The organism is Mesorhizobium sp. WSM4871 (assembly GCF_055811295.1).
In genome coordinates, this window is sequence record NZ_JBVVPU010000001.1 from 319,512 (window position 1) to 344,413 (window position 24,902).

The 24,902-nt window shown below is 63.6% G+C and carries 21 protein-coding genes and 1 pseudogene; 8 read left to right on the forward strand and 14 right to left on the reverse strand.

What is annotated here, in order from left to right:
* Positions 1-118: 118 nt before the first annotated feature.
* From AC0L2H_RS01645 to AC0L2H_RS01660, 4 genes are all read right to left on the reverse strand, one after another.
* Positions 119-2,548 carry a S8 family serine peptidase gene (locus tag AC0L2H_RS01645; protein WP_473588557.1) on the reverse strand — a complete coding sequence of 810 codons (2,430 nt, stop codon included), beginning with the start codon at positions 2,546-2,548 and terminating at the stop codon, positions 119-121.
* A 136-nt stretch (positions 2,549-2,684) separates the two neighbouring features.
* A complete protein-coding gene (locus AC0L2H_RS01650; protein WP_473588558.1) occupies positions 2,685-3,707 on the reverse strand; it encodes an AAA family ATPase in 1,023 nt (340 codons plus the stop codon).
* 530 nt (positions 3,708-4,237) lie between these two features.
* Positions 4,238-5,260 (reverse strand): aminopeptidase, encoded by a 1,023-nt coding sequence (locus AC0L2H_RS01655; RefSeq protein WP_473588870.1) that lies wholly within the window; start codon positions 5,258-5,260, stop codon positions 4,238-4,240.
* A 166-nt stretch (positions 5,261-5,426) separates the two neighbouring features.
* On the reverse strand, positions 5,427-7,205 hold the full coding sequence (locus AC0L2H_RS01660) for a chloride channel protein (RefSeq protein ID WP_473588559.1): 1,779 nt from the start codon (positions 7,203-7,205) through the stop codon (positions 5,427-5,429).
* Positions 7,206-7,425: 220 nt separating this feature from the next.
* On the opposite strand from AC0L2H_RS01660, the pseudogene AC0L2H_RS01665 reads away from it, so the two are divergent.
* Positions 7,426-7,713, forward strand: a pseudogene (locus AC0L2H_RS01665) (SCP2 sterol-binding domain-containing protein); the annotation flags it as partial.
* Positions 7,714-7,794: 81 nt separating this feature from the next.
* Here the strand turns inward: AC0L2H_RS01665 and AC0L2H_RS01670 are convergent.
* A complete protein-coding gene (locus AC0L2H_RS01670) occupies positions 7,795-8,472 on the reverse strand; it encodes a GNAT family N-acetyltransferase (protein WP_473588560.1) in 678 nt (225 codons plus the stop codon).
* 157 nt (positions 8,473-8,629) lie between these two features.
* On the reverse strand, positions 8,630-9,763 hold the full coding sequence (odc2, locus tag AC0L2H_RS01675) for an ornithine/lysine decarboxylase (protein ID WP_473588561.1): 1,134 nt from the start codon (positions 9,761-9,763) through the stop codon (positions 8,630-8,632).
* A 542-nt stretch (positions 9,764-10,305) separates the two neighbouring features.
* Here odc2 and AC0L2H_RS01680 point away from each other — a divergent pair.
* The 4 genes from AC0L2H_RS01680 (at position 10,306) to AC0L2H_RS01695 (ending at position 14,308) form a co-directional block, all read left to right on the forward strand.
* A complete protein-coding gene (locus AC0L2H_RS01680; RefSeq protein ID WP_473588562.1) occupies positions 10,306-11,505 on the forward strand; it encodes an amidase in 1,200 nt (399 codons plus the stop codon).
* 1 nt (position 11,506) lies between these two features.
* The gene (locus AC0L2H_RS01685) at positions 11,507-12,403 is read left to right on the forward strand and encodes a LysR family transcriptional regulator (RefSeq protein ID WP_473588563.1); all 897 of its coding nucleotides are present in this window, start codon (positions 11,507-11,509) and stop codon (positions 12,401-12,403) included.
* A gap of 88 nt (positions 12,404-12,491) precedes the next feature.
* On the forward strand, positions 12,492-13,160 hold the full coding sequence (locus AC0L2H_RS01690) for a DUF1007 family protein (protein ID WP_473588564.1): 669 nt from the start codon (positions 12,492-12,494) through the stop codon (positions 13,158-13,160).
* A 5-nt stretch (positions 13,161-13,165) separates the two neighbouring features.
* Entirely contained in the window at positions 13,166-14,308 is a 1,143-nt protein-coding gene (locus AC0L2H_RS01695; RefSeq protein ID WP_473588565.1) for a nickel/cobalt transporter, read from the forward strand.
* Positions 14,309-14,348: 40 nt separating this feature from the next.
* Here the strand turns inward: AC0L2H_RS01695 and denD are convergent, their stop codons facing one another.
* The 4 genes from denD to AC0L2H_RS01715 all read right to left on the reverse strand — a co-directional run bounded on the left by denD (position 14,349) and on the right by AC0L2H_RS01715 (position 17,284).
* Positions 14,349-15,326: a D-erythronate dehydrogenase gene (denD, locus tag AC0L2H_RS01700; protein ID WP_473588566.1), complete on the reverse strand. Its 978-nt coding sequence runs from the start codon at positions 15,324-15,326 to the stop codon at positions 14,349-14,351.
* 1 nt (position 15,327) lies between these two features.
* The gene (locus AC0L2H_RS01705; RefSeq protein WP_473588567.1) at positions 15,328-15,534 is read right to left on the reverse strand and encodes a hypothetical protein; all 207 of its coding nucleotides are present in this window, start codon (positions 15,532-15,534) and stop codon (positions 15,328-15,330) included.
* Between the two features lie 63 nt (positions 15,535-15,597).
* Positions 15,598-16,584 carry a cation diffusion facilitator family transporter gene (locus AC0L2H_RS01710; protein ID WP_473588568.1) on the reverse strand — a complete coding sequence of 329 codons (987 nt, stop codon included), beginning with the start codon at positions 16,582-16,584 and terminating at the stop codon, positions 15,598-15,600.
* Positions 16,585-16,597: 13 nt separating this feature from the next.
* Positions 16,598-17,284, reverse strand: coding sequence for a GNAT family N-acetyltransferase (locus AC0L2H_RS01715; protein ID WP_473588871.1), 687 nt, complete (start codon positions 17,282-17,284; stop codon positions 16,598-16,600).
* Between the two features lie 100 nt (positions 17,285-17,384).
* Between AC0L2H_RS01715 and AC0L2H_RS01720 the strand changes: the two genes are divergently transcribed.
* Together AC0L2H_RS01720 and AC0L2H_RS01725 are read left to right on the forward strand one after the other, a co-directional pair.
* Entirely contained in the window at positions 17,385-18,569 is a 1,185-nt protein-coding gene (locus tag AC0L2H_RS01720; RefSeq protein WP_473588569.1) for a pyridoxal phosphate-dependent aminotransferase, read from the forward strand.
* A gap of 82 nt (positions 18,570-18,651) precedes the next feature.
* On the forward strand, positions 18,652-19,026 hold the full coding sequence (locus tag AC0L2H_RS01725) for a YciI family protein (RefSeq protein WP_473588570.1): 375 nt from the start codon (positions 18,652-18,654) through the stop codon (positions 19,024-19,026).
* A gap of 4 nt (positions 19,027-19,030) precedes the next feature.
* On the opposite strand, the gene AC0L2H_RS01730 is transcribed toward AC0L2H_RS01725, so the two are convergent.
* The 3 genes from AC0L2H_RS01730 to trhO form a co-directional block, all read right to left on the reverse strand.
* Positions 19,031-19,795, reverse strand: a complete 765-nt coding sequence (locus AC0L2H_RS01730; protein ID WP_473588571.1) for an SDR family oxidoreductase — start codon at positions 19,793-19,795, stop codon at positions 19,031-19,033.
* Between the two features lie 249 nt (positions 19,796-20,044).
* The gene (locus AC0L2H_RS01735) at positions 20,045-20,809 is read right to left on the reverse strand and encodes a tellurite resistance TerB family protein (RefSeq protein WP_473588573.1); all 765 of its coding nucleotides are present in this window, start codon (positions 20,807-20,809) and stop codon (positions 20,045-20,047) included.
* A gap of 128 nt (positions 20,810-20,937) precedes the next feature.
* Positions 20,938-21,867, reverse strand: a complete 930-nt coding sequence (trhO, locus tag AC0L2H_RS01740) for an oxygen-dependent tRNA uridine(34) hydroxylase TrhO (RefSeq protein WP_473588574.1) — start codon at positions 21,865-21,867, stop codon at positions 20,938-20,940.
* A 171-nt stretch (positions 21,868-22,038) separates the two neighbouring features.
* Between trhO and AC0L2H_RS01745 the strand changes: the two genes are divergently transcribed.
* On the forward strand, positions 22,039-22,677 hold the full coding sequence (locus AC0L2H_RS01745) for a 2-dehydro-3-deoxy-phosphogluconate aldolase (RefSeq protein WP_473588575.1): 639 nt from the start codon (positions 22,039-22,041) through the stop codon (positions 22,675-22,677).
* 372 nt (positions 22,678-23,049) lie between these two features.
* Here AC0L2H_RS01745 and mepK read toward each other — a convergent pair whose 3' ends face one another.
* The gene (mepK, locus tag AC0L2H_RS01750) at positions 23,050-24,894 is read right to left on the reverse strand and encodes a peptidoglycan L,D-endopeptidase MepK (protein ID WP_473588576.1); all 1,845 of its coding nucleotides are present in this window, start codon (positions 24,892-24,894) and stop codon (positions 23,050-23,052) included.
* Positions 24,895-24,902: the final 8 nt, after the last annotated feature.

Sequence of the window (24,902 nt, forward strand, 5' to 3'; positions counted from 1 at the left end):
TGGTGAGGGCCGACGACGCGCGGTATATAGAATGGCAGCTTTGCGCCGCATGTCGGACAGCGCCTATAGCCCGGTCCGGCATGCCGGACGCGCCTTTACCGATCAGATGATGCTTGCATTACGCCTGCGCCCGAACGCGCAATGCCTGCGCGACTTCCAGATGGATATCGAACTGGACCTCGGCTTCAACTTGAAGCGTTACGGCAATGGCATACAGGATGTCTTCATCCTGGTTCAGCCCGCCGCCAGATGCGTCACGACACTGCACACGGATCGGGACATCAGCGTTGTCGCCGAATTCCGGTATGGTCTGGATTCTGCTCTTCAGCCGCTTGGACCACACTGACCCGCGCTTGATGATGTTCGCATCAAGCCCGTCGGGGGTCATGTCGAAACCCCATCTGCCGTCATCTTCGTCATCGGCTTCGTTGACCGCTACGGCTTCCAACGCAGCAAGCCGGTATTGAGCGCGCGAAGGATTGACCGGTGAAAACCACGCCAGGGTCACGCGCATGGAGCGAGGAAGCCTCTCTCCCGACAGTGACGGCGGTACGGGCATTCTGAAAACCTGCGCACCATTCTTGCGGATTGATCCCAGACCGACCATCGTCACCCCGGCCTCAGGCGACTCCCGCATCAATCCGCCATCCAGATAACCGTGCCCGAAATGGCGGCAGACCTCCTCCTTCGCGCGAAGATGTTGGTTGCTGCCAAGCCTGCCCTTCTCTTCGTCGTAGAGATCGAGTGCGTCCTGGGGCCACCTAGCGGCATTGACCGCCAACGCCCGTGTCAGGAGTGCGTTCTGCGGGCGGGATAGTTCCAATCCCTCATAGGGACCGTCTTCTCCCGTAAGCGCCGCGGCGGCGCGTAACAGGGAACGGGTGACCAGGGCAGCCGCAGGACTCGTGCCCCGGGATTTTTGCGTGGCATCCTGTCCTGGCGGTGAGGCAGCAACCAATCCGGTACGGCTGGATCGTTGCAAACCCCGCAAGCTGACATCCGCCCCCTGCGGCATGGCCCGCACTTCTAGGCAGCCGCCTGCCTCGACGAGATCGGGCTTTATAGACCGGCGGGACCCCAGCCCGAGCGCGCTGGTCATCTGCGGTACGAACTCGCCGTCCTCTTCCAGCCTCAGGATACCGGCCTGCTGCGGAGGCGTGTGATTGACGTGATCAAGCGACAATGCACCCACGGTCAGGCCGTTCAACGACTCCGCCGGCGCCAAAAGCGTACGATTAATAATGCCATCGCGCATTGCCCCGCGAACTGTAACGCGGCGGGCGGCGATCACGGCGTTTTCGAAATCCATCGTGGTCGTTCCGGGAAGAACGAGATGGCCGACATTGCCTGCCGAAATCACAAACAGCAACCCTTCCTTCGCAGCCCACCAGTCCATCAGCCGTGCAAGCGCGCTGATGCGGCCTGAAAAGTGACTGTCGCGGACACCGATGGAGAAATTGACGACAAAGACGTCCGGTGCCGCGGGCTCGTCGGTGCCGATCAGCCGCATCACGGTCGTGTGCACCACATCGACAAAGAGGCGGTTCCGCGCAGTTTCAGCACCATCCTCCAGATCTATCAAAACGGGTACGCTAACAAGCCGCGTGTCCGTCAGGGGCACGCCGTCGGCCTGTAGATCACCGCGCAGGATCAGCGAAGCCATCGCGGTAGCGTGGTACCGCCGGGCCACCGGCGAAAGCCTGACCAGGTCGTGCATGTCTTCGATGACAACGCCGCCATCCAGGGACCGATGGGCTGCTACAGGTGTGCCGTCGAGAAGCGCCGCACGGATCGGCGCGTTGGGATCGAACGCGCCCTCAACGGCGCGATCTTCTCCTGCGGCATCAGGGCCATCCGGTATTGCCTGGCCGATCGTCTGTGGCAAGATGAACTGGACGCCCTCAAGGGTGGCAAGACCGTTGATATCGGCTGGATTAGCCAGCATCTCGCGCACGGCATGGCAAGGCAGCTCGACGAGAAGCGCCTCATAGATAAAGCCGTCTTCAGAAATGGAGCTGCGATCCAGAATCGAGCCTTCCCGCGCGGCCACACGTTGCTCCAACTCGCCGCGCCAGCTTACGCGTTTCGCGGCGCTCGCCGTCGGCCAGATTTCAAACTCGATGGAGATTGGGTCGTCGTCCGTCCGGAATGCTAGACGATCTTCAATGACCGCGTGCGCCGTGTCGCCAAGCCGGTCCTGCGGCCCCCACGGGCGCAATTCGAGGAGCAGGTCGAAGAGCTTCCACCAGGGTCCAGCACCATATGGCGCATTTTCTCCCCGCTGACAGGCTTTCCACAGGGAGAGCATCTGCCGGAATGACTCAACGGTTGGAATGGTCGCATATAATGTGCGCGCCAATCTCGTTGCGTCTCCCGCCGGCTGGAATCCTTCCGGATAGTCCTCCAGAGACTCCAGCTCCGCTTCGGAGAAGACTTCGAGCCCGGCCTCGCGCGCCACCCTAGCGAAATCGGAAACACTGCCGGCAGTAACGAAGACAAGCGCGCGCTCCGGCGCGATGCCGGCGGGGTCCTGTCGGAGCGTGACCAACGGATCACCGCCGGCGAGCGCCGCGCTTAGCCTGTCAAAAGTAGCCCGGAAACGCTCTCCCTGCCGCACCCGCCCGGGACCTGACGGTCTCGGCTGGGCGCGGGGACTCCCTGTGGGACGAATAGCATTGACCGGATCAGGAAACCGGAGGATCGGTCTTTCCACCATCTATGCCCCCTGTCTCCCGCATGCCCGAACGTGAACGAAAAGCCTTGACGCGATCATCCAATATAGATCGGAGTTCACGAGCGCCCTGCGCCAAAGCTATTCTCCGCCTCACATCAAGAAAAAATGCCTCCGCCTCTGAAAAGCTGACAGGATTAACCGACTCGCACAAGCGTTTGGCAGTATAACCCGGCTGTCCGTCCAGCGTATCGAGCTGGTCATCGAAATACTTGATCATTTCCTTGGCGGACGGAGCGTCCAGGTTGAGTCGGAGCTCAAATCGACGCCAAGTGGCCCGGTCCAGCAGTTCCGGGTGGTTGGTTGCGCCGACCAGCACGCAATAAGGGGGCAGGTCATCGATCTGAAGCAGGAGCGTCGTAATGACCCGCTTGATTTCGCCGGTCTCGTGAATATCACCGCGCTCCTTGCCGATAGCATCGAATTCATCGAAGAAGAGGACGCAGGGTTCCGTCCGGGCGAAATCGAACAGCCGGCGCAGGCGCTGCGCCGTTTCGCCGAGATAGCTTGTGACGACCGCGTCATAGCGAACCGTAAAGAGCGGCAAGGCCAGCTCGTAAGCTATCGCTTCCGCAAGCGAGGTTTTCCCGTTCCCAGGGGGGCCGGCCAGAAGCAACCGATGTCGGGGCTCAAGACCGTGCACTCGCAGCACATCGGCCCGGCGCTGCTCTTCGATCAGCTCGTCACAAGCCTTGCGAATGGCCTCGTCCAGATAGAGGGCCGACAGGGAACGCCGGGGCTCGGTGCGCTGAATGCCGCCTGAACCGTCGCGTACCCGGATGCTCGGCGCCTGGGCTTGGCCGTTCCGCTGGGTTGGTTGTGGCGTATCAAGGAGGCGTACTATACGCTCTGCGACGCCGGAATGCTTCTTCGACCGCTCGTCCGCAGCGATAGCTTCGGCGACAGCGCGCGCATCGGCAACGTCACCGCGGACGCTTGCCTTGACGAGATTGATGATGAGGTCGCTGCGCGCCATCTATAGTGCCTTCCAACAACCGCATTTCGAAATTCGCGCCGTATTTCCTAGTTTTGGCACGTATCGGCACATTAAGTCACCCGGAAAACGCAATTTTACCCCGGCAAGGCTTGATGATAGAATTAGCGAGAGGATCGCTGCCAATCAAGATGTGCACAGGACCTCCAACATCAAACGGTTGTTCAGCTGACGAAGCTTGCTCCGAGCTACTGCGAGGATGTTCTGTGTGAGGGCCAGAAACGCCAGCGGGTCCGCTTGTCGCGTCGCGTTCCGAAAAGCCGACGGTCAGCTTACGGCCCAAGGCAGACAGTTGTCTTCGCCCAAGTCAGGCCGCCACCAGCAACAACTCGTCCTCCCCCTCACACCCCCAGCGTCGGCTCCGTATTCACCTCCAGCGCCTCTTCCGCCTCATCATCCTCGCCAAGGATATCGCCGTTCACCTCCAACGCCCGCCCGATCCAGATCGGGTCGACCAGATGGTCGCGCTTGGGATTGCTGGGTGGATACTCAGCCCGCCGTGCCTGTTCAAGTCAATCACAGCTATTTGCAGCCTTCAGCGCTTCGGCGCGGGACGGTTTGTTCAAATCCGCAATCCTTCGAACAGAAGCGTAGAACCTTGGATAGTCGCCGGAACACAAATCGAACAGGCGAAGAAATGCCGGAACCTGTTCGCCGTAGACAGACGTCGCGGCGAGCTTTGCGTTGTTGATCGGCTGATCGAACCAGGCGTCATAGCCCCGGTATCCGGCCCAGCGCCTGTCGCGCATGTGCCGGTAGCGCATCCGCAGCCTGTCGATCGTGGCCGCCTTGACGGCCGCCATCTGCTGCGGGGTCCGGGGACTTCCATAGACCTGGCCCAACTCGTCGCGCGTTTTCGCCACCAGCCTGAGAAAATCGGCGCTGCGCTTGCGAGCGGCTTCGTAGCGGCGCAATCCGGCGCGATCGCCAGCGGCGCGGAGCCATCTTCTTGTGCCGGTGGTTTCGACGGCAACGGCGAAAGCCTCGTTGAATGCGGAATCGCCATCCACATAGAGGCGCTGGTGCGCCAGTTCATGGAAGACAAGGCTTGCGAGGTAGGTGTCGTCCTGACGCAGCATGGTGCTGAGCAGCGGGTCACTGGACCAGCCCAGTGTGGAATAGGCGGTGATGCCGGTGACATAGACGTCGAGCCCCTGTCTCTGAAGCTCGACAGCGTTTTCCGCAGCGGATTTCCGGGAGAAGTAACCCCGGTAGGGAACGCAGCCGAAAATCGGAAAGCACCATGTTCGTGGAGCGAGCGAGAATTGCGGCGCGGCAAAAACGGCCCAGGTCACGGCGTCCCGGTGGATGTCGACATAGCTGCGGTAGCTGCTGTTGTCGGGCAGTGCCAGTTCATCTGTCGCGAACCGTCTTATGGCGCTCGCCGACGTCAGCTTGCTGCGCAATGCCTTGGGCGTCGAAGGATCGCGGATCAGTTTTCCAACATTTTTGCGCGCCGCCATGATCTCCACATGGCCCTCCAGCGACTGCGCGTAGTAAGAGATGCTTGTGCAGCCGCTCACCCCGAACACCATGGTCATCGCGGCCAGTATTCGAAGAACGCGCCTCACCGTTTGCCCACCGCTTGCTCATCTCCCCAGGGAGTTCCTCCTCTCACAGGCGCACCGATTTTCGTCAAGCAGACACCGGCCCCAAGTCACCGCGCTCATTCGCCCGCCAAGACCTGGCCTGTTACGCGCCCTACCCCTCGCCCGACAAATCCCGCCGCGCCTTGTCGAGTTCTTCGGCGTAACGCCGCATCAGATGACCTTCGGTCAGGAGCCCGACGACGACGCGGTCGGTGAAATCCTCGACCACGGCCAATTCCTCGGCGCCGGCGCGCTGGAAAGTCTCGGCGGCCGATTGCACGTTCATGGTCGGCACCAGGACGGCGTCCTTGTACTTGGCGAGCGACAGCAACGGCGTCTCCCCGTCGGACAGGTCGCTATGCAGTTCGGCAACAATCAGCACGCCGACATAGTGCCCGGCGTCGACCGCGATGACGCGCTGGGCCGAGCCGAGCGGCACCTCCTTGCGGAAGGCGGCGAGCGTTTTCGAGGCATCGATGGTGCGGACATCCTTGCGCATCATCGAGCCGACCGTCAGGCTGCGCATCCAGCCGACGTCGTGCGCGCTGCGGATCGTCTCGCCGCGCAGATGGAAACGCCATGTCGAGAAGGAATAGCCGAAGGTTTCGCGCACCAGGATCGCCGCCATGATCGAGGCCGCCAGCACCACGCCGGTGAGCGTCAGGTCGCGGGTCGATTCCAGCGCCAGGAACGTCATCGTCAGCGGGCCGCCGACGACGCCGACGGCGAGCGACGTCATGCCGACCACGGCGGCGACGGCGGGATCGATGCCCGTTGCCGGCGAAACGACGGTCATGATTTCGGCGAACATCTTGCCGAGCAGGGCGCCGAGGAACAGGGAGGCAAAGAACAGTCCGCCGCGAAAGCCCGAGCCCAGCGAGACCGCCGATGCCGCCAGCTTCAGCAGGAAGACGCTGGTCACCACGGCAAGCCCGTAATTCATCGCGAATTCGCGATGCAGCGCGCCATGGCCGCTGGACAGGACCTGCGGCGTGATCAGCCCAAGCAGCCCGACAATGCAGCCGCCGATGAAGGGGCGTAGCGCGGCATCGATCGACAGCCGCACGAAACCGCGCTCGATCAAGGTCACCAGTTGCATGATGGCGATGGAGGCTGCGCCGCCCAGTAATCCCAGCAGCAGGAACGGCAGATACTGGCTGGCGGTGAGCGCCGGCAGGCCGGCAAGCTCCAGCGGAAACGGAACGCCGCCGAAGACCTCGGCGGTCAGCGAGGCCGCGATCGCCGCCGTCATCACCGGCGCGACATTGGCGACCGAGTAGATGCCGATGACCAGCTCAAAACCATAGAAGGCGCCGGTCAGCGGCGCGTCGAAGGCGGCCGCGATCGCGCCGGCAGCCCCACAGCCGACCAGGATGCGGACATCGTTGCGGCGCAGCCTGAAGGCCCGCGCCAGCCGCGATGCCATGCCGGAGCCGACCTGCGTGTAGCCGGCTTCCAGCCCGACCGAGGCGCCGAAGCCGCTCGAGATCATCGTCTGACCGGCGATGATGAACGTGTCGGTCAGGGACATGCGCCCGCCGTAAAGCGCATTGGCTTCGATCGGATCGACCGGCGTGCGGAATTTCCGGATCCTCAGCCAGATCACGGTCAGCCCGAGCAGGATGCCGCCGATTGCCGGGATCAGCGCCTGCACCGGGCTCTCCAGCGAAAACATCCCCGAAAGCCGCCCTCCCGGCTGAACGCCGAACAGCAACCCGTGCAGGTCCTGCACCATCTGGCTCATAGCGGTGACCAGCACGCCTGCCATCACCCCGACCAAGCCGGCCAGAAGGACGACGGCGATGCCGCGCGCCTCGAGCAGCGGCAGCGACCTGATCAGCACAGCGCGCAGCCGGCGGGCATAGACTTGCGGTTGGTTTCTGGAAAGCACCGGAGCGGCTCGCCGATATCTAGGGAAAGTGAAAGCCTGATACGCCCGACGACATCGCATGGCAACCGCAATGCCGGCCGCCGGCAGGTGGCCGGACAGCACGGCTTCACTGCGTCGATAAGACCATCTTCGTCAGGGAAACTGCGTTGACGTAAACGTCAACCCGAAGCTATATGCGCCCAGCGCCAATGCGCGACAAACGCAACGAGACGAGGAGAACGGCATGAGCGTTCAGGAAATTGCCGACAAGATCAGATCGCGCGTGGCGAGTGCCGGGTTCGATCGTTCCGTGAAATTCGATACCGGCGCTGACGGCGTCATCGTCATCGACGGCGCCACCGTGTCGACCGACGACGCGCCGGCCGACTGCACCATAAAGCTTTCGCTCGACGATCTGGATTCGCTGATTGCTGGTGACCTCAACCCGACCATGGCGTTCATGACCGGCAAGATCAAGGTCGAGGGCGACATGAGCGTCGCCATGGCGCTGAGCCAGTTGATCGGCTGACCAGCTTTTGATCAGCTAAACTGCTCAGGCATGAAACAAGAACGCCGCCCCGATGGGGTAGCGTTTTTGTTTCTAAAGTCTTCAGGCAGCGGCGGTCAGCGCCACCGGCGCCTTCAGCTTGCGCCCCGCGGCCTTCAGCGTGCCTTGGGCGCCGCTCAGCGCGCCGTCCACCAATTCCAGCGCCAGCAGACGGTGCCGCTCATAGGGTCCCGGCATGGCGAGCGCGCCGGTCTGGGCGGCCGAGAACCCGAAACGCCCGTAGTAAGGGGCATCGCCCACCAAAAGGATCGCGGCATGGCCGAGCCGCGCGGCCTCCGCCACGGCATGGCGCATCAACGCCGAGCCGATGCCGGCATTCTTGAGTGCCGGATCGACAGCGAGCGGACCGAGCAGAAGCGCTGCCGGGCCACCCTCGCCCAGCACCACATCCCACAGCCGCACGCTGCCGGCGACCGCACCTGATGCATCGCGCGCGACGAAGGCCAGGCCTTCCGAAGGCCGGCGGCCGCGCCGCAGCTTTTCCGATGATTTCTTCCTGCGCTTCGGCCCCATCGCGCGATCGAGCAAGGCCTCACGCGCCGCAATGTCGGCAGCGGTTTCGGCGACGATTGCAAAAGCGTGGGCACTCTCCCCCCTTGAGGGGGAGATGTCGCCGCAGGCGACAGAGGGGGTCGGCCCGTCCTGACGCGACACCCTATCGTGGGCAAAGAACGTCGGCGCTTCACGCGAGACGACCCCCTCTGGCCACTTCGTGGCCATCTCCCCCTCAAGGGGGGAGATTCCCGTGGCGCTCTCAACAATGAAATTTACAACGTCCATTTCCGCGATCCTTCACGAGCGGAGATCTGTTCCACAGGCGAACCCGGGCGGGCGACAAGCGCCCACCTGGGGTGATCTGAGCAACTCTTGCGAGCCGTCAGATCACGTAGGATCGGAGGGGCTCGAAGCCGTTGAATGCGACCGCCGAATAGGTGGTCGTGTAGGCGCCGGTGCCCTCGATCAGCACCTCATCGCCGATGGTCAGCGACAGGGGCAGCGGATACGGCGTCTTCTCGTACATCACGTCGGCCGAATCGCAGGTCGGGCCGGCGAGCACGCAAGGCGCGGTCTCGGTGCCGTCATAAGCCGTCGTGATCGCGTAGCGGATCGCCTCGTCCATCGTCTCGGCGAGACCGCCGAACTTGCCGATGTCGAGGAACACCCAGCGCACATTGTCGTTGTCGGCCTTCTTCGAGATCAGCACGACTTCCGACTTGATGACGCCGGCATTGCCGACCATGCCACGGCCCGGTTCGATGATCGTTTCCGGGATCGCGTTGCCGAAATGCCTGCGCAGCGCCGAGAAGATCGCCTGGCCATAGTCCTGAGCCACCGGCACGTCCCTGAGATAACGGGTCGGGAAGCCGCCGCCCATATTGACCATCTTCAGGACGATGCCTTCCTCGGCGAGCGTCGCAAACACCTTCTTGGCGTCGCCGAGCGCGCGGTCCCAGGCGTTCAAATCGGTCTGCTGCGAGCCGACATGAAACGACACGCCATAGGCGTCGAGGCCGAGCGACTTGGCATGGCGCAGCACGTCGACCGCCATCGCCGGTACGCAGCCGAACTTGCGCGACAGCGGCCACTCGGCGCCCGCGCCGTCGGTCAAGACGCGGCAGAACACGCGGGCACCGGGAGCGACGCGGGCGATCTTTTCGACCTCCTCGACGCAGTCGACCGCGAACAGCCGGATGCCGAGCTGGTAGGCGCGTGCGATGTCACGCTCCTTCTTGATGGTGTTGCCGAAGGAGATGCGATGCGCCGGCGCACCGGCGTCCATCGCCATCTCGACTTCGGCAACGGAGGCGGTGTCGAAGGACGAGCCCATCGCAGCAAGGAGGCGCAGGATTTCCGGCGCCGGGTTTGCTTTCACCGCATAGTAGATTTTGGAATCGGGAAGCGCCTTCTCGAAAGCGAGGAAATTGTCGCGCACGACATCGAGGTCGACGACGAGGCACGGGCCGGTCGGACGTCGGGTGGCGAGGAAGTCAAGGATGCGCTGGGTGGCCATCGGGGTCTCTCCATCAGCGCCTTGCGGCGCGCACAAAGGCTGCGAGACGCGGGCTCTCGGCCTCGCGAACACGCGGTCAAACAAAGGCGGGACGAAAATCCATGGAACCAGCCGGTGGAGACCCCGGAACCATGAACGCCGTCTCGCGGCGATGAACCTTGGCCTTGCCCGGCCTCGGTTCGCTTTGTCTGCCTTGGCTTGGATGGGAGACCCGTCCGCACTGCCGGCAATGAAGGTGTGCCTCTTCAGTAACCCCGGTCTTTGGACGACCGGCAGAACACCAGAAAGGCCCGCACCGTCGTTGCTTCAAGGTGTCCTCGGTTTGGTGGTTGGCCACTAAACCGACTGGAGGGGTTGGCTCCAGTTACCTTACCGATTGCCCTCACCATTCGAGGATCGGCGGACACCCACAGGCACGTGCGACTTTGGGCAAGCGCGATATAAGAGCGAAGGGTTTCACAATCAATAAAAATCGACAGGCAAGGTTGTAAAATTTCCAGCGGCGCACAATGTTGGACAGACTGTATCCGGATATTGAACGCATGACAGGCACTCGCGGCCCCCTGAACGCTTTTCTCGACCTCGACCAGATTCCAGTTGCCAATAGGCAATCAGGCCCGCTTGCCGGCCTGCTTCTGGCCGTCAAGGACATTTTCGACGTCGCCGGCTACCGCACCGGCTGCGGCAATCCGCAGAAATACGAGGAAGCCTCCGCCGCCGCGGCAACCGCGCCGGCCGTCCAGGCGCTGCTTGATTCGGGTGCGCGCTTCGTCGGGAAGACGCAGACCGACGAGCTCGCCTTTTCCCTGATGGGGCTGAACGCGCATTTCCCCTCGCCGGTCAATCCGGCGGCACCCGGCCGCATCACCGGCGGCTCGTCATCCGGATCCGCCTCGGCGGTCGCCGGCGGCCTTGCCGACATCGCCACCGGGTCCGACACCGGCGGCTCGATCCGCGCGCCGGCAGCTTTCTGCGGCCTGATCGGCCTCAGGACGACGCATGGCCGCATCTCGCTTGCCGGCACCATGCCGCTCGCCCCTTCCTTCGATACGTTCGGATGGTTCGCCAGGGACATGGCGACCTATGAGAAGGTCGGCGCCGTGCTGCTCGGCGACGACCCCCAGCCCCGCGACTTGCAGCGCCCCCTTGCCCTCGATGCGCTGGACGGGCTCGTGCTCGGCCAGCAAGAGACCGATGAATATGCCGGCATGGTCCAGCGCGTCTCTTCGGTGATGGGCGCACCGCGCACGATCGCACCGCTGTCCGATTCCAGCGACGACCTCTATTGGTGCTTCCGCACGCTGCAGGGATACGAGGCCTGGCAAAGCCACGGCGCCTGGATTTCGCGGAGCGGCCGCATGCTTGGCCCGTTCGTCAAGGAACGTTTCGAGCACGGTGCGACCATCGATGCCGCCACGGCGCGGCACGAAACGGAGCGGCGCGACGCCTTCCGCCGCGAGCTTGCCGAGCGCCTTGGCGAGGACGGCGTGCTGGTGCTGCCGACCGTCCCTGGCGCCGCCCCGCTCAAGGCCGCTGCCTTCGACGATTTGCAGACCTACCGCGAACGCGCGCTGAGGCTGCTGTGCCTTTCCGGCCTGTCGGGCTTTCCGCAGGTCACGTTGCCGCTGGGCAAGGTGGACGGCGCGCCCTTCGGCCTCTCGCTTCTCGGGCCGAAGAACAGCGACCGGCAATTGCTGGCGCTCGCCGCACGCATCCTTGCCGTCCCTTCAGGGAACTCATGACATGGACACGCTGACCCGCATGCGCGCCTTCATAGACGTGGTCGAGGCCGAGGGCTTTTCGGCGGCCGCGCGCAAGATCGGCCGCTCCAAGGCGCTGCTGTCGAAATATGTGCGCGAGCTGGAGGACGAACTCGGCGCGCTGCTGTTGAACCGCACCACGCGGCAGTTCTCGATGACCGAGGCTGGTCACACCTATTACCGCCGCGCCTCCGAAATCGTGCGCGAGGTCGACAGCCTGGCCGATGCGGTGCGCGAATCCTCCGGCGACGTGCGCGGCAGGATCAAGCTTTCGGCACCGCGCACCTTTGCCGACGCCCCGATCGGCCAGTCGCTGATCGACTTCGCCAAGCAATATCCCGACATCGTGCTCGATATTGATCTCGACCGCTTCGTCGATCTGGTCGAGGAAGGTTTCGATCTTGCGGTGCGCATCTCGCGGCTGGAGAACTCCTCCTTGATCGCCAGACGCCTGGCGCCGTTTTCGGTGCGGCTCTGCGCCTCTCCTGAGCTGATCACAAAGCATGGCAGGCCGGCGCGGGCACAGGATCTTGCTCGCATTCCCTGTATCGTCGACACCAATGGTCGCGGGCTGAACAATTGGCAGTTCAAGGGCGACGGCAGCGACACGGTGAGTGTTTCGGTTTCGGGTCCGATCGAGGTCAACAGTCCAATGGCGGCGCGGGCTGCCGCGGTGGCGGGGTTGGGATTTGCCATCCTGCCGGATTTCATCGCCGCACCCGATATCGAGAGCGGCCGGCTGGTGACGGCGCTCGACGACCGCATCCTGTCGGGCGCAGGCATTTTCGCCGTCTACCCGCACCGGCGCTATCTGCCCGCCAAGGTGCGCGTCTTCGTCGACTTCCTGGTGCAGTGGTTCAAGACGCGTGACAACGCGTGATCCGTTTCAGTGGCGAAGCGGTCCCATTTTCGCCCCCTTTCTGGTCACTGTCGGCAACTCTCCGAAGTCGGTGGAATCGCGGCCCAGAATGCACCTGAAACGGCAAGCAATCATGCTGGCTTCGGCCATGGCGGCAGCGTTTGCCGTGGCCGGGCCGGCCGGAGCGCATCCGCACGTCTTCGCCGAAGCCCGCCTCGAAGTGGTGCTGAGCCCGGATCACCAAAGTGTGAAAGCGCTGCGCCACCTCTGGCGCTTCGACGATCTGTTTTCGAGTACAGTGATGATGGAGTTCGACAAGAATTCCGACCTGAAGCTCGACGACAAGGAATTGAAGGATGTCGCCGACACCGTCCATGCCTCGCTGGCGGAGTTCAATTACTTCCAGCTCGTCACCGTCGACGGCAAGGACGTGGCGATGAACCCGCCTCCGCATCTGATGGCCAATTTCGACAACGACCAGCTCATCATCCTGTTCGAATCCGAGCCCAAGGCGCCGATCAAGCTGGCCGGCAAGATAGATATCGGCGTCTACGACCCGACCTTCTACACGGCGATCGATTTTACCGAGGACGCCAACATGCAGGTCGATGGCCTGCCGTCGACCTGCACCAGCAAGGTCGTTCGTCCCAATCCCGACGAGGCGATCGCCGAGAACCAGAAGACCCTGACGGACGCCTTCTTCAACGATCCGACGGGCACCGACATGAGCAAGATCTTTGCCACCAAGCTTGAACTGACCTGTCAGCCAGAAGGATAATTCCGGTGACGAAACCGTCCCTGCGTTTGGCATTCGGCCTCTTGGCCGTCGCCCTGGTGATGACGCACTTCCTTGGTTCCGCCCACGCCCAGAGTTCGCTCGGCATCGGCACCAATGACGGCATGGCCCCCAGCGCCTCTGGCCCGTTCGCGCACATACTGATGTGGATCAATCTCAAACAGCAGGAATTCTACCGCGCGCTGGCGACGGCCATGAAGGCAATGCGCGAGGACGGCAGCAAGCTGTGGCTGCTCGTCGGCCTCTCCTTCGCCTACGGCATTTTCCATGCCGCCGGCCCTGGCCATGGCAAGGCGGTGATCTCGTCCTACATGGTGGCGAACGAAGTGGCGCTGAAGCGCGGCATCCTGCTGTCCTTCGTCTCGGCGCTGCTGCAGGGATTGACGGCAGTCGCCGTCATGCTGCTCGCCTATTTCGTGCTGCGCGGCACCGCTATCTCGATGACCGACGCGGCATGGTTCATGGAGATCATGAGCTTTGTCTTCGTTACTTTGTTCGGCGCCTGGCTGTTGTGGCGCAAGCTCGGCCCCTCCGTTCTGCGCCTGTTCGGCGCCAGCCCAGCCTACAGCCTCTCGGCCGCCCACGCTGGCCACTCGCATGCAGGCCATTCGCATGCTGCCCATTCGGCACATGCCCATTCGCACGCGCATGACGACCACGACCACGCGCATGATCACGATCACGACCACGGCGCGCATGACCATGCTCAAGGCGCGCACGCTCACCACGATCATGCGGCCGGCGAGGTCTGTGAAACCTGCGGCCATTCGCATGCGCCGGACCCGGCGCTGCTTTCCGGCGATCGCTTCGACTGGCGCACGGCCTGGTCCGCAGTGGCCGCCGTCGGCATCCGCCCCTGCTCCGGCGCGCTGATCGTGCTGAGCTTCGCTTTGCTCAACGGGCTCTGGCTCGGCGGCTTGCTGTCAGTGCTGGCGATGTCTCTGGGAACCGCCATCACGGTTTCGGCGCTGGCGACGATTGCCGTGACCGCCAAGAACTGGGCAGTCTATTTCGCCGGCGACGGCCGCATGGGCAACCGCATCCACTCGATCGTCGAGATCGGCGGCGCGGCTTTCGTCTTCCTGTTCGGACTGCTGCTTTTGTCGGCAAGCCTCACCGGCAGCGTGTAACGCCCGTTCGCGTCTCCGGCTGGACGCGTACTGGTCCGCCTCAAGCGCAAATCTTGCCGTCCAGCTCATCCTCGATATGGGCGCGGATGATGTCGTCGAAGCTTTCTTCGGCGGCAAAGCCGAGTTCTTTTGAGCGTCGGGCCTCGAATCGCGTCGGCCAGCCCTGCACGATCGCCCAGATCGTATCATCGGGCTCCTCGCGGATCAGTTTCACCGCCTCGACGCCGGCAATGCGTTCCAGTGCCTCGATCTGTTCGCCGACGGTGACGGCGACACCGGGCATGGTCAGGTTGCGGCGCGGCCCGACTGTGGCGCCGTCGATCTCTGCCGCATGGATCAGGAAATTCACCGCCGAGCGCGGGCTGGCATGGGTATGCACCACCGAACGCGGCACCGGCAGTATCGCCTCCTGGCCGCTCAGCGGCTCCCGGATGATGCCCGAGAAGAAGCCCGATGCCGCCTTGTTCGGTTTGCCCGGCCGCACGCAGATGGTCGGCAGCCGGATGCCGATGCCGTCGAAGAAGCCGCGCCTGGAATAGTCGGCAAGCAGCGCCTCGCCCATCAGTTTCTGCGTGCCGTAGGAGGTCAGCGGCGTCGGATGGAATTCGTCCGGAATGATATCCGGGAACGGCGCGCCGAATACGGCGATCGACGAGGTGAAGACGACGCGCGGTACAAAATCCGCCAGCCTTATGGCATCGAACAGCGCCCTCGTGCCGTCGAGATTGACGCGGTAGCCAAGGTCGAAATTGGCTTCCGCCTCGCCCGACACGACGCCGGCGAGGTGGAAGATCACATCCGGTCGCGAAGCGACCAGCCTTTGCGTCGCGCCGGACGCGGCAAGATCGCCGGTATGGATGGCGACGTTGACGCCTTCCAGGGCCGGCGCCTGCGGCGGCACGATATCGTGGAGGTCGAGCGCGGCGATCTTGCGACCGTTGAGCGTCCCATCCTTTGCCAGCCGGGCGACGAGCTTGCGGGCGACCATGCCAGCGGCACCGGTAATCAGAATGCGCATATCAAAGATCCTTTTTGCGCTGGTTGCGGCCACGCAGCCAGAACACGACAAAAATCGCTACCATGAAGACGGCGGCGACGACACCGGCAAGGACGGTCGAAACGCTGCCGACCGCCAGCATCACCGTTGGCAGATAGTAGGCGGCAATGCCGAACAGGAGCAGGACCCAGGCAGCGCCGATCGCCGCATTGCGCGTGTCGCGATCCATCACGCGGCTGCCGACCGGCGGGGGTTCATCAAGCTCATTGCCAATGCCATGGAGTTCCCTGGATCAGTGATAGTGGCCACCATGCGGTGCCGCTTCGTGCGTATGGTCGTGCTCACGGTGCTCATCATGCTCGTGAAGGCTGTCGGCGCACTGGCCGAATTCCGGTTCGACGGTAGCATGTGAAATGCCATGCTCGGCCGCAAGCCGCTTCTTGATGGCGCTGACCGCGCTATGGGCGTCGACCCCCTCGTTGAGGCAGGCATGCAATGTCGCCATGTTGCTTGAACCGTCGAGCGACCAGACATGCATGTGATGCACTTCGCACACGCCCTTGACCGTCCCCTCCAGATCCCTGGCGATCAGGTCGCGGTCGAGGCTTGCCGGCACGCCTTCGAGCAGCACATGGGCGGCTTCGCGCATCAGCGACCATGCCGTGGACAGGATCAGCAGTGAAACGAGCACCGACAGGATCGGATCGATCGGCGTCCAGCCCGTCGCCAGGATGACCAGCGCCGCCACGATCGCCGCCGCCGAACCGAGCAGATCGCCCAGCACATGCAGGATGGCGCCGCGCATGTTCAGGCTTTCACGATCGCCGCCATGCAGCACGAAGAAGGAACCGATATTGACCGCCAGGCCGGCGATCGCAACGACCAGCATCGGCCCACCGAGCACCGGCGCCGGCGCCTGCAGGCGCCCCCAGGCCTCATAGACGATCCACAGCGCAATGGCGAAGATGGCAATGCCGTTGGTGTAGGCGACCAAAGTCTTGACCCGGCCGAAACCGTAGGTGAGGCGAACGGTCGCCGGCCGGCTTGCCAGATGGAAGGCATACCAGGCAAGGCCGAGCGCGATGCAATCGGCGAGCATGTGGCCGGCATCCGCCAGCAGCGCCAGCGACCCGGTGAGGAGGCCGCCGAGCGCTTCCACGACCATGAAGCCGGCGGTCAGGCAGGCAGCGATCAGGACGCGTTTTTTGTCAGTCGAGCCATGCACATGGCCGGCGCCGTGGTCGTGCCCTTGCGAACCATGGTCATGGCTATGAGCCATCCGCCTGCTCCTGTTACGCTCCGAACTCGGCGCGGAAATCCTCGAGCCGTCGCTTCTGCCGGCTCTCGCCATCGAAATTGGCCGGATCGAGCCATGCCTCATAGGCTCTGCGCAATGCCGGCCACTCCTTGTCGATGATCGAATACCACGCGGTATCGCGGTTTTCGCCCTTGACCACAAGATGCTGACGGAAAATGCCTTCGAACTTGAAGCCGAAACGCTCCGCCGCGCGCTTCGACGGTTCGTTGCGGTTGTTGCATTTCCATTCGTAGCGGCGATAGCCAAGCTCGTCGAAGATATATTGCATGAACAGGAACTGCGCTTCCGTCGCCGCCGGCTTGCGCGAGATAAGCGGACCCCAATAGATGTTGCCGATCTCGATCACGCCATAGGCCGGATCGATGCGCATCAGCGTCTGGCGCCCGGCGACCTTGCCGCTGGCCTTGTCGATTACGCTGAAGAACAGTGGATCCTCGCTGGCCTCGGCCTTGTCCAGCCAGGGCTGGAAGGCGGCGCGGGTTTCCGGTGGATAATCGGGCAGCCAGGCGAAGCGGCCACCGATGTCAGGCACCGACGATGCCTCGTAGAGGCCGTCGCCATGCTTTGCCGCGTTCAGCGGTTCGAGCCTGACATAGCGGCCTTCGATGATCCTGCGTTCCGGCCGCGGACGCGGCTGCCAATTCTCGAGATTTTCCGACACCCCAATATTTTCCGACACGGGGACTCCAATCCGTTTGACATTTGGCTACGGACGCTCACAAAAACGCTCGCCCACAGTAAGAACCACAGGGATGGGAAAAATGCTCCACACGATTGCGGCCTTCGACCGTCTCGGCGAGGAAAATGCCTTCGCGGTGCTCGCGCGTGCCACGGCACTTGCCCATCAGGGCCGCGACATTATCAATCTCGGCATCGGCCAGCCCGACTTCAAGACGCCGCAGCACATTGTCGAAGCGGCGATCAAGGCGCTGCGCGACGGCCATCACGGCTATACGCCGGCCAACGGCCTGCTGGCGACGCGCGAGGCGGTGGTGCGCCGCACGCTGACCACCACCGGCGTCGAGGTTTCTCCGGAATCCGTGATGATCCTGCCCGGCGGCAAGCCGACCATGTTCGCCGCGATCCTGATGTTCGGCGAAGCGGGCGCCGAGATCCTCTATCCCGATCCCGGCTTTCCCATCTACCGCTCGATGATCGAGTTCACCGGCGCTGCCCCCGTGCCGGTGCCGATGCGCGAGGAGAACGGCTTTGCCTTTTCGGCGCAGGAGACGCTGGCGCTGATCACGCCGAAGACCAGGCTCCTGATCCTCAACTCGCCGGCCAACCCGACCGGCGGCGTCACGCCCAGGGTCGAGATCGAGAAGCTCGTGAAGGGGCTGGAAGCGCACCCGCATGTCGCCATCCTCTCCGACGAGATCTACGACGTGATGACCTATGACGGCGAGACGCATTGCTCGCTGCTCAATTTTCCCGAAATCCGCGACCGGCTGATCATCCTCAACGGCTGGTCGAAGACCTGGGCGATGACCGGCTGGCGCATGGGCTGGTCGATCTGGCCGAACGGCGACAAGGGCGCCCACCTCTACGACAAGGTGCGCAAGCTGGCAGTCAACTGCTGGTCCTGCGTCAACGCGCCGAGCCAATATGCCGGCATCGCCGCCATCGATGGCCCGCAGGACGATGTCGACACGATGATGCGCGCCTTCGACCGTCGCAGGAAGGTCGTGGTCGAGGGGCTGAATGCCTTGCCCGGCGTTTCCTGCATCACGCCCAAGGGTGCGTTCTATGCCTTCCCCAACATCTCCGGGACAGGTCGAAAGGCCAAGAAACTCGCCTCGGCGCTGCTCGAGGATGCCGGCGTCGCGCTGATCGGCGGTCCTGATTTCGGCATTCTCGGCGAAGGCTATGTCAGGCTCTCCTACGCCAATTCCGAAGAAAACATTCTGCGCGCGCTGGAGCGGATCGAGGCCTTCCTGGGCAAGTGACACGGGAACCCGGGCTGACCATTTTGGCAAAGGCCCCCTTCGATCGTCCTTGGATATTCACGACTTGAGAAAGGAACCCTCGATGTTTTACGCCATCCTTGCCTATCACGTGGAAGAAGCGATCGAGGCGCTGACGCCGGAGCAGGATACGGCGCTGATGACCGATCTGCTCCAGATCAACGATCGGCTCTACCGGGAAGGCACACTTGGGCCTTCGGCGCGGCTCGGGGCGACCCAGGATGCCTGGACCTTGCGCGGGCCGGGCGACGGATTGATCATCGACGGCCCCTTCGCCGAGACCAAGGAGCAATTGCTGGGTCTTTATGTCGTCGACTGCGCCACACGCGATGCCGCGATCGCGATCGCGCGCGACCTGCGCCGTGTCAATCCGACCGCCGTCTACGAGATCCGCCCTATTTCGCTGTATCTTCCCGGCGTGCCGCTATCGCAGGGATGAGCGGCTACCCTCGTCCGACAAACGGCATCTTCGTCGCCATCACCGTCATGAACAGCACATTGGCGTCGAGCGGCAGGCTGGCCATATGGACGACGGCATCGGCGACATGCTGAACGTCCATCACCGCTTCGGCGGCGATCGAGCCATTGGCCTGCGGCACGCCGACCGTCATCGCCTGCGCCATGTCGGTCAGCGCGTTGCCGATGTCGATCTGGCCGCAGGCGATATCATAGGGCCTGCCATCCAGCGCCAGCGTCTTGGTCAGTCCGGTAATGGCGTGCTTGGTCGCGGTGTAGGGCACCGAGCCCGGCCGCGGCGCATAGGCCGACACCGAGCCATTGTTGATGATGCGGCCGCCCATAGGCTGCTGCTTGCGCATGGCGCCGAAGGCGGCGCGGGCGCATAGGAACGAGCCGGTGAGATTGACCCCGACAATGTCGTTCCACACTTCGACCGGAATTTCGTCGATCGGTGTCGACTTATAGCCCATGCCGGCATTGTTGAAGAGCAGGTCGACGCGACCGAAGGCGGCCGCTACCGTCTCGAACAGGTCGTCGACCTGATCGGCCTTGCTGATATCGCAGGCGACAGCCAATGCCTTGGCCTGTGTCGGTCCGGCCTCTGCGATCGCCTCGTCCAGCACCTTCTTGCGGCGCCCGCAGAACACCGTGTTCCAGCCGGCCCCGAGCAGCGCCGTGGCGACGCTTTTGCCAATTCCGGTGCCGGCGCCGGTGACGATGGCGGTTCTGGAATCTGTCTTGGCTGTCATCGCCGTCCTCCCGAGTCATGGCTGGAAGTGCCATCGCAAATGATGACGCCGATGGCAAGCTGAAGCTGCCAGCGGCAAGCTGAACTGGCGAGGCAAAGCCGGACAAAAAGGGCGGCCAAGGAGCGGCCGCCCTGATCTGAACCGGGCTTGGGAGGAGGAAGGCCGATCCGACTGCCTAAAATCATGCGCTTGCCGGGTTAACGAAACGTTAGCGCGAAATCGTACCAGTCGGCCCTCTATGGTTGCAGCCTACCAGCGCGAATTGGGCGCGGTCTTGCTGGCTGGCTTCGCTTCCTTGCCGGCGTCCGATGCCGGTACCTTTGCCGCCGACACCGTCGCCTCGACATGGTCGACCAGCGCATCCGGCAGACCGAGGCGGCCGGCGAGCAGATCGAGATAGCCGCGTTCGGCACGCGTATCGGGATCAATGGTCAGGCGCGAAGCGGTGTAGAGTTCGAGCTTCTGCGCATCGGTCTGGGCGCCGGCGACCAGCGTATCAAGATCGAGCGGCGTCTCCAGCTCCGACATCAGGAATTTCTCTGCGTCGGGGCCGATGCCCGCGAGGCTGAGCTTGCCGGCGATCTTTTGCCGCTCGCCATCGTCGATATGGCCGTCGGCCTTCGCCGCCGAAATCATCGCCCGCACCAGCGTCAGCGTGAAGGCGTCCTCGCCTTGCGGCGCCTGCGAGGGGTGGAAGCTGGTGTCGGCGGGCGGCGGCAGCAATTCCGGTTCGCCGGCTGCCTGCGTTTCCGCCGGCGCGCTGCCGTTCTTGTAATTCTGGTAGGCCTTGTAGGCGAGACCACCGATCGCGGCCAAGCCGCCGAGCTTGACCGCGGCACCGGTTACCTGACGACCCGCGCCGGTCCCAAGCAAAACCGCGGCCAGAGCACCCGCGGCCAGCGGATTATCCTTGGCCATCTGCACCGCCTGACCCGCCTTGTCACGGACGGTCGACCCTGTTCCGGGAATTTGCGAGCCAAGCAGATCGTCGAGAAGCTTCTTGGGATCGAGCATCAATGCCTCCAGAATTGGCCCGGCCGAACGTGCACGGGCAGGTTGCGGACGTTGAAGAGGTAGGCCCCGCATAGCGACATTACAATGACGGGCTGCCGCTTTGCCAACGACGGCGGAAGCATGTCGCTCTAACGTCCGATATGTGGCTCTCTGCCATGCGCTTGCGCCAGTTCGACCTGGCGCTGGCGCTCGCCATAGCGCGCACGGTCCTCATCGGAACGCGCATCGAAACAATGCGGGCACGATATGCCGGCGCTGTAGTGGGGCGACAACAGGTCGTTCCCGGTCAGCGGATGCCGGCAGGCGCGGCAAAGTTCGGCCTTGCCCTCGACCAGTCCGTGCGACACCGAGACGCGCTCGTCGAATACGAAGCACTCGCCTTGCCAGAGGCTTTGTTCGGCCGACACCTCTTCGAGATACTTTAGGATGCCGCCCTTGAGATGGAAGACGTCCTCGAAGCCGAGCGACTTCACATAGGCCGTCGCCTTCTCGCAGCGTATGCCCCCGGTGCAGAACATGGCGATCTTGCGGCCATCGAGTTCGGCCCGATACCGCTCGACCCAGGCCGGAAACTCGCGAAAGCTGCTCGTGGCCGGATCGACCGCGCCCTTGAAGCTGCCGATCGACACTTCATAGGCGTTGCGCGTGTCGATGACGATCGTGTCGGCATCCGAAATCAGCGCATTCCAGTCGGCCGGTGCGACATAGGTGCCGGCGCTTGTAACCGGATCGAGACCTTCGACGCCCATGGTGACGATCTCGCGTTTCAGCCGCACCTTCATGCGGTGAAACGGCATCCCGGCAGCGCTGCTGTATTTCACTTCGAGACCGGCGAGACCGTCGATCGCTTCCAGATGATCGATAAGTGCCGCGATATCAGCCTCGCTGCCGGCGACGGTCCCGTTGATGCCCTCATGCGCCAGAAGCAGCGTTCCCTTGATGCCGCGCCCGCAGCAGAAGGCAGCAAGCGGCGCCCGCAGCGCCTCGAAGGCATCGAGCCGGGCGAAGCGGTAAAGTGCCGCGACGCGAACAGGTTGATCGTGACTGGAAATTGTCATCGCCAAGCCACTAAACTCTGCTGAAAGCCATTTCAAGGCAGCGTGAACGAAGCCTGGGCGTTGGAGGCTTGGCTGCCGGCGTGCGTGACATCGCGACACGCCTGCCTTCGTGGACTCGAAATCTGCCTTCTGCTAATCGGTTGAAATCATCGACACCGGAGAGACAAGCCAATGTCAGCCAAGACCGAGAAACTCCTGTCGCTCCTCAACGGCCAGCCGGTCATTCCGGTGCTGAAGATCGCCAATGTCGCTGACGCCGTACCCCTGGCCCGCGCGCTGGCGCGTGGCGGCCTGCCGGCGATCGAAATCACGCTCCGGACCGCCGACGCGCTGGAAGCGATCCGGCGCGTGGCCGGCGAAGTCGAGGGCGCCATCGTCGGCGCCGGCACCATTCTGGACGCACGCCAGTTCGACGAGGCGGCTGCAGCCGGCTCCAGGTTCATCGTCAGCCCCGGCATCACAATTCAGCTTCTGGCGGCGGCGAAAGACAGCCCGGTTCCGCTGCTGCCAGGCGCCATCACTCCCGGCGAGATCATGGCCGCCCGCGAGGCAGGCTTGCGCTTCCTGAAATTCTTTCCGGCCGAGCAGTCGGGCGGCATCGCCTCGCTCAAGGCATTCGCCTCGCCGCTTGCCGATGTGAAATTCTGCCCGACCGGCGGCATCACCGGCAAGAACGCCGCCGACTATCTCGCTTTGCCCAATGTCATCTGCGTCGGCGGCTCCTGGGTGGCGCCGGACGACATGGTCAAGGCCGGCAAATGGGATGAGATCGAGGCTCTCGCACGCGCGGCGAGCCAACTCGCACGATAACGCGGCGGTGAAAAAAGGCCCGAGCGGCTTTCGCGGATCGGGCCAGTTCGCTCTGTGCCGCGGGATCAGCCGCAGACCTTGACCCTTTTCGACGACCTCACGGTGATGCCGCCAGTGCATGACCATTTTGGTCCTGCAGTGGTTTTTCATATGCATATGGTCGTTGGTTTTGACGATCATCGTCGCAGCCTGCGTTGCAGCATTGGCGGCCGGAGCCGCCGGCACTGGCGTCGACCGCATCGCCGGCTGGTGCACGATTATGGACCTGAGCCGCGATCACACCTTCAACGGGCGCTGCACACACACAGGGGCTGACAGCAAAAAGCCGCGGGGGTTGCCCGGCGCGGCTTTGTATGTGGCTTGTTCGGTCCGCTATTTGGTCTGGAAGCGAGCGACCGACAGGAACTTGACGGCGTTGCCGGTGAACCGGTTGGCCTCCAAGATCTCGCCATTAGGCTGGAAGCCGACCGCGTAGACCTCGTTCGGTGGGGTGTGGACGATGTTGTAGGCATAGCGCGGCGCCGTCGTCGCATCGGAAACGGCCGCGACAGTTTCGCCGCTGCCCAGCGCCCAGCGGGCGGCTTGCGGTGCGGCGGCAACCACCAGAGCCTTGGGACCAGGCTTTGAATCGCGAGCAGTTGCCCGGGCTTCCTTGCGGGTGGTCTTCACACCCGCGCCGATCGCCGCTGCCGGATCGGAACCCGCCGGCCGGCCAGCGACAGCCTCGCGCGGCGATGCCGTGTCGGCGCTTGCCGCATCGCTGAAGACCGGGGCCGGTTCGGAGAGCGAAGCCACCTGGTAGCCGTCGGTGACGCTGACCTTTTCGAGAACCGCCTTCACTACGTCCGGTTGGGTGGTGTCGGGACGCGCCGTCGGCAACACCGAAAACGCATCGGTCGCGGTCTTGCCGTGCTCGGCCGTGCCGGCCAGCGCCATAAGCACGTCCTTGTCCTGCGGCGCCAAATCGTCCGCCGAAAGGTCGGCCGGCAGCGAGTGATCGGGACGCCAGGTCGGCAGCGGTATGTTGTTGGCCGCAACCTGAGCCGGGTCGCCAGCAGTTGACGGCTCAGCGGACGGGTCCGCCATGCCGAAGGGAACGCTTGCCGGCGCTTGCGCGGTCGCCACCGTCTGCTCGGTGGTGGCGGTGGCATCGGCCATGCCGAAGGGAACGTCCTCGGGCGGCTGGCCACCGACATCGGCCTTTGGCCGCGGAGCGAAATCAGGCAACGGCACGCTACGCGCCGGCAGGGCAGCGATAATCGTCTCCGGCGTATCCTGCTCCGGTTCCGGAGCCAGCTCAGGCGCATCGGCGATTTGCGGGATATTGGCGCGCTTGGCATCCTTGGGCGACACGATGGCAATACCCGGAAGGTTGTCGCTCTTGGCGGCCGGCTTCGCATTTGCCAGCTTTACGCTCTTCGACTTCGGGGCGGGCGCGGCCGACGCCACATCGGCGCTGTCATCCGCCTCATCTTCACCACCGCCAAAGAAGGCGGCAAGCAGACCACCGGATCTCTTGGAACCGCCACTGGCGCTGGCCAATTCGATGTTGGGAGTGCCGGCGCCCTTGCGCGCCTTGTAGGAGGCCAGCGCCTGCGCATAGCCAGGCAGCGGCTTGCCGTCGCTCGGCACATGCAGCGTCTTGCCATTGGGGAACACGCGCGCCAGTTCCTGGCGGCTGATGCCGGGCCAATGGCGCACATTGCCGACATCCATGTGGACGAAGGGCGAACCGGACGACGGATAATAGCCGACGCCACCGCCCTGCATCTTTAGGCCGATGTCGCGCAGTTTCTTCAGCGGCACGCCGGGAATGTAGAAATCCATGGCCCTGCCGAGCATATGCTGGCTTTTCTGGGCGACGCCCCTGCTGCGGCCGCGCAGCATCGAATTCGTCGACGGCGAGCGATAACCGCAGACGACCTGGATATAGTCGGTAGCGCCGCTTTGCCGATAGGCCTCCCAGACCAGATCCAGCAGGCGCGGATCCATCTTGGTCGGCTCGTTGCGGCGCCAGTCTCGCAGGATGATGTTGATCTTCCTCAGGCCCGACTGGTCGTAGCGGCCATTGCGCTTGAATACGATCTCCGCCTTCTCGTGCGTATGGAGGTTATACAGCTTGAGCGAGCGCGTATCCGCGCTGGCGCCCGTTGCAGCCGCTACAAGAAAACCACAAGCAAGAATCACCGCTGCCAGCCATTTCGGCCAAGCGCTCATGTGATCGT

Bases quoted from the DNA above. Each gene is read 5' to 3' on its own strand.
- AC0L2H_RS01650 (WP_473588558.1), bottom strand. From the start codon at position 3,707: ATGGCGCGCAGCGACCTCATCATCAATCTCGTCAAGGCAAGCGTCCGC.
- AC0L2H_RS01655 (WP_473588870.1), bottom strand. From the start codon at position 5,260: ATGGTGTTCGGGGTGAGCGGCTGCACAAGCATCTCTTACTACGCGCAG.
- AC0L2H_RS01670 (WP_473588560.1), bottom strand. From the start codon at position 8,472: ATGGCCACGAAGTGGCCAGAGGGGGTCGTCTCGCGTGAAGCGCCGACG.
- odc2 (WP_473588561.1), bottom strand. From the start codon at position 9,763: ATGGCCACCCAGCGCATCCTTGACTTCCTCGCCACCCGACGTCCGACC.
- AC0L2H_RS01680 (WP_473588562.1), top strand. From the start codon at position 10,306: ATGACAGGCACTCGCGGCCCCCTGAACGCTTTTCTCGACCTCGACCAG.
- AC0L2H_RS01685 (WP_473588563.1), top strand. From the start codon at position 11,507: ATGGACACGCTGACCCGCATGCGCGCCTTCATAGACGTGGTCGAGGCC.
- AC0L2H_RS01690 (WP_473588564.1), top strand. From the start codon at position 12,492: ATGCACCTGAAACGGCAAGCAATCATGCTGGCTTCGGCCATGGCGGCA.
- denD (WP_473588566.1), bottom strand. From the start codon at position 15,326: ATGCGCATTCTGATTACCGGTGCCGCTGGCATGGTCGCCCGCAAGCTC.
- AC0L2H_RS01705 (WP_473588567.1), bottom strand. From the start codon at position 15,534: ATGGATCGCGACACGCGCAATGCGGCGATCGGCGCTGCCTGGGTCCTG.
- AC0L2H_RS01710 (WP_473588568.1), bottom strand. From the start codon at position 16,584: ATGGCTCATAGCCATGACCATGGTTCGCAAGGGCACGACCACGGCGCC.
- AC0L2H_RS01720 (WP_473588569.1), top strand. From the start codon at position 17,385: ATGCTCCACACGATTGCGGCCTTCGACCGTCTCGGCGAGGAAAATGCC.
- AC0L2H_RS01725 (WP_473588570.1), top strand. From the start codon at position 18,652: ATGTTTTACGCCATCCTTGCCTATCACGTGGAAGAAGCGATCGAGGCG.
- AC0L2H_RS01730 (WP_473588571.1), bottom strand. From the start codon at position 19,795: ATGACAGCCAAGACAGATTCCAGAACCGCCATCGTCACCGGCGCCGGC.
- AC0L2H_RS01735 (WP_473588573.1), bottom strand. From the start codon at position 20,809: ATGCTCGATCCCAAGAAGCTTCTCGACGATCTGCTTGGCTCGCAAATT.
- trhO (WP_473588574.1), bottom strand. From the start codon at position 21,867: ATGACAATTTCCAGTCACGATCAACCTGTTCGCGTCGCGGCACTTTAC.
- AC0L2H_RS01745 (WP_473588575.1), top strand. From the start codon at position 22,039: ATGTCAGCCAAGACCGAGAAACTCCTGTCGCTCCTCAACGGCCAGCCG.
- mepK (WP_473588576.1), bottom strand. From the start codon at position 24,894: ATGAGCGCTTGGCCGAAATGGCTGGCAGCGGTGATTCTTGCTTGTGGT.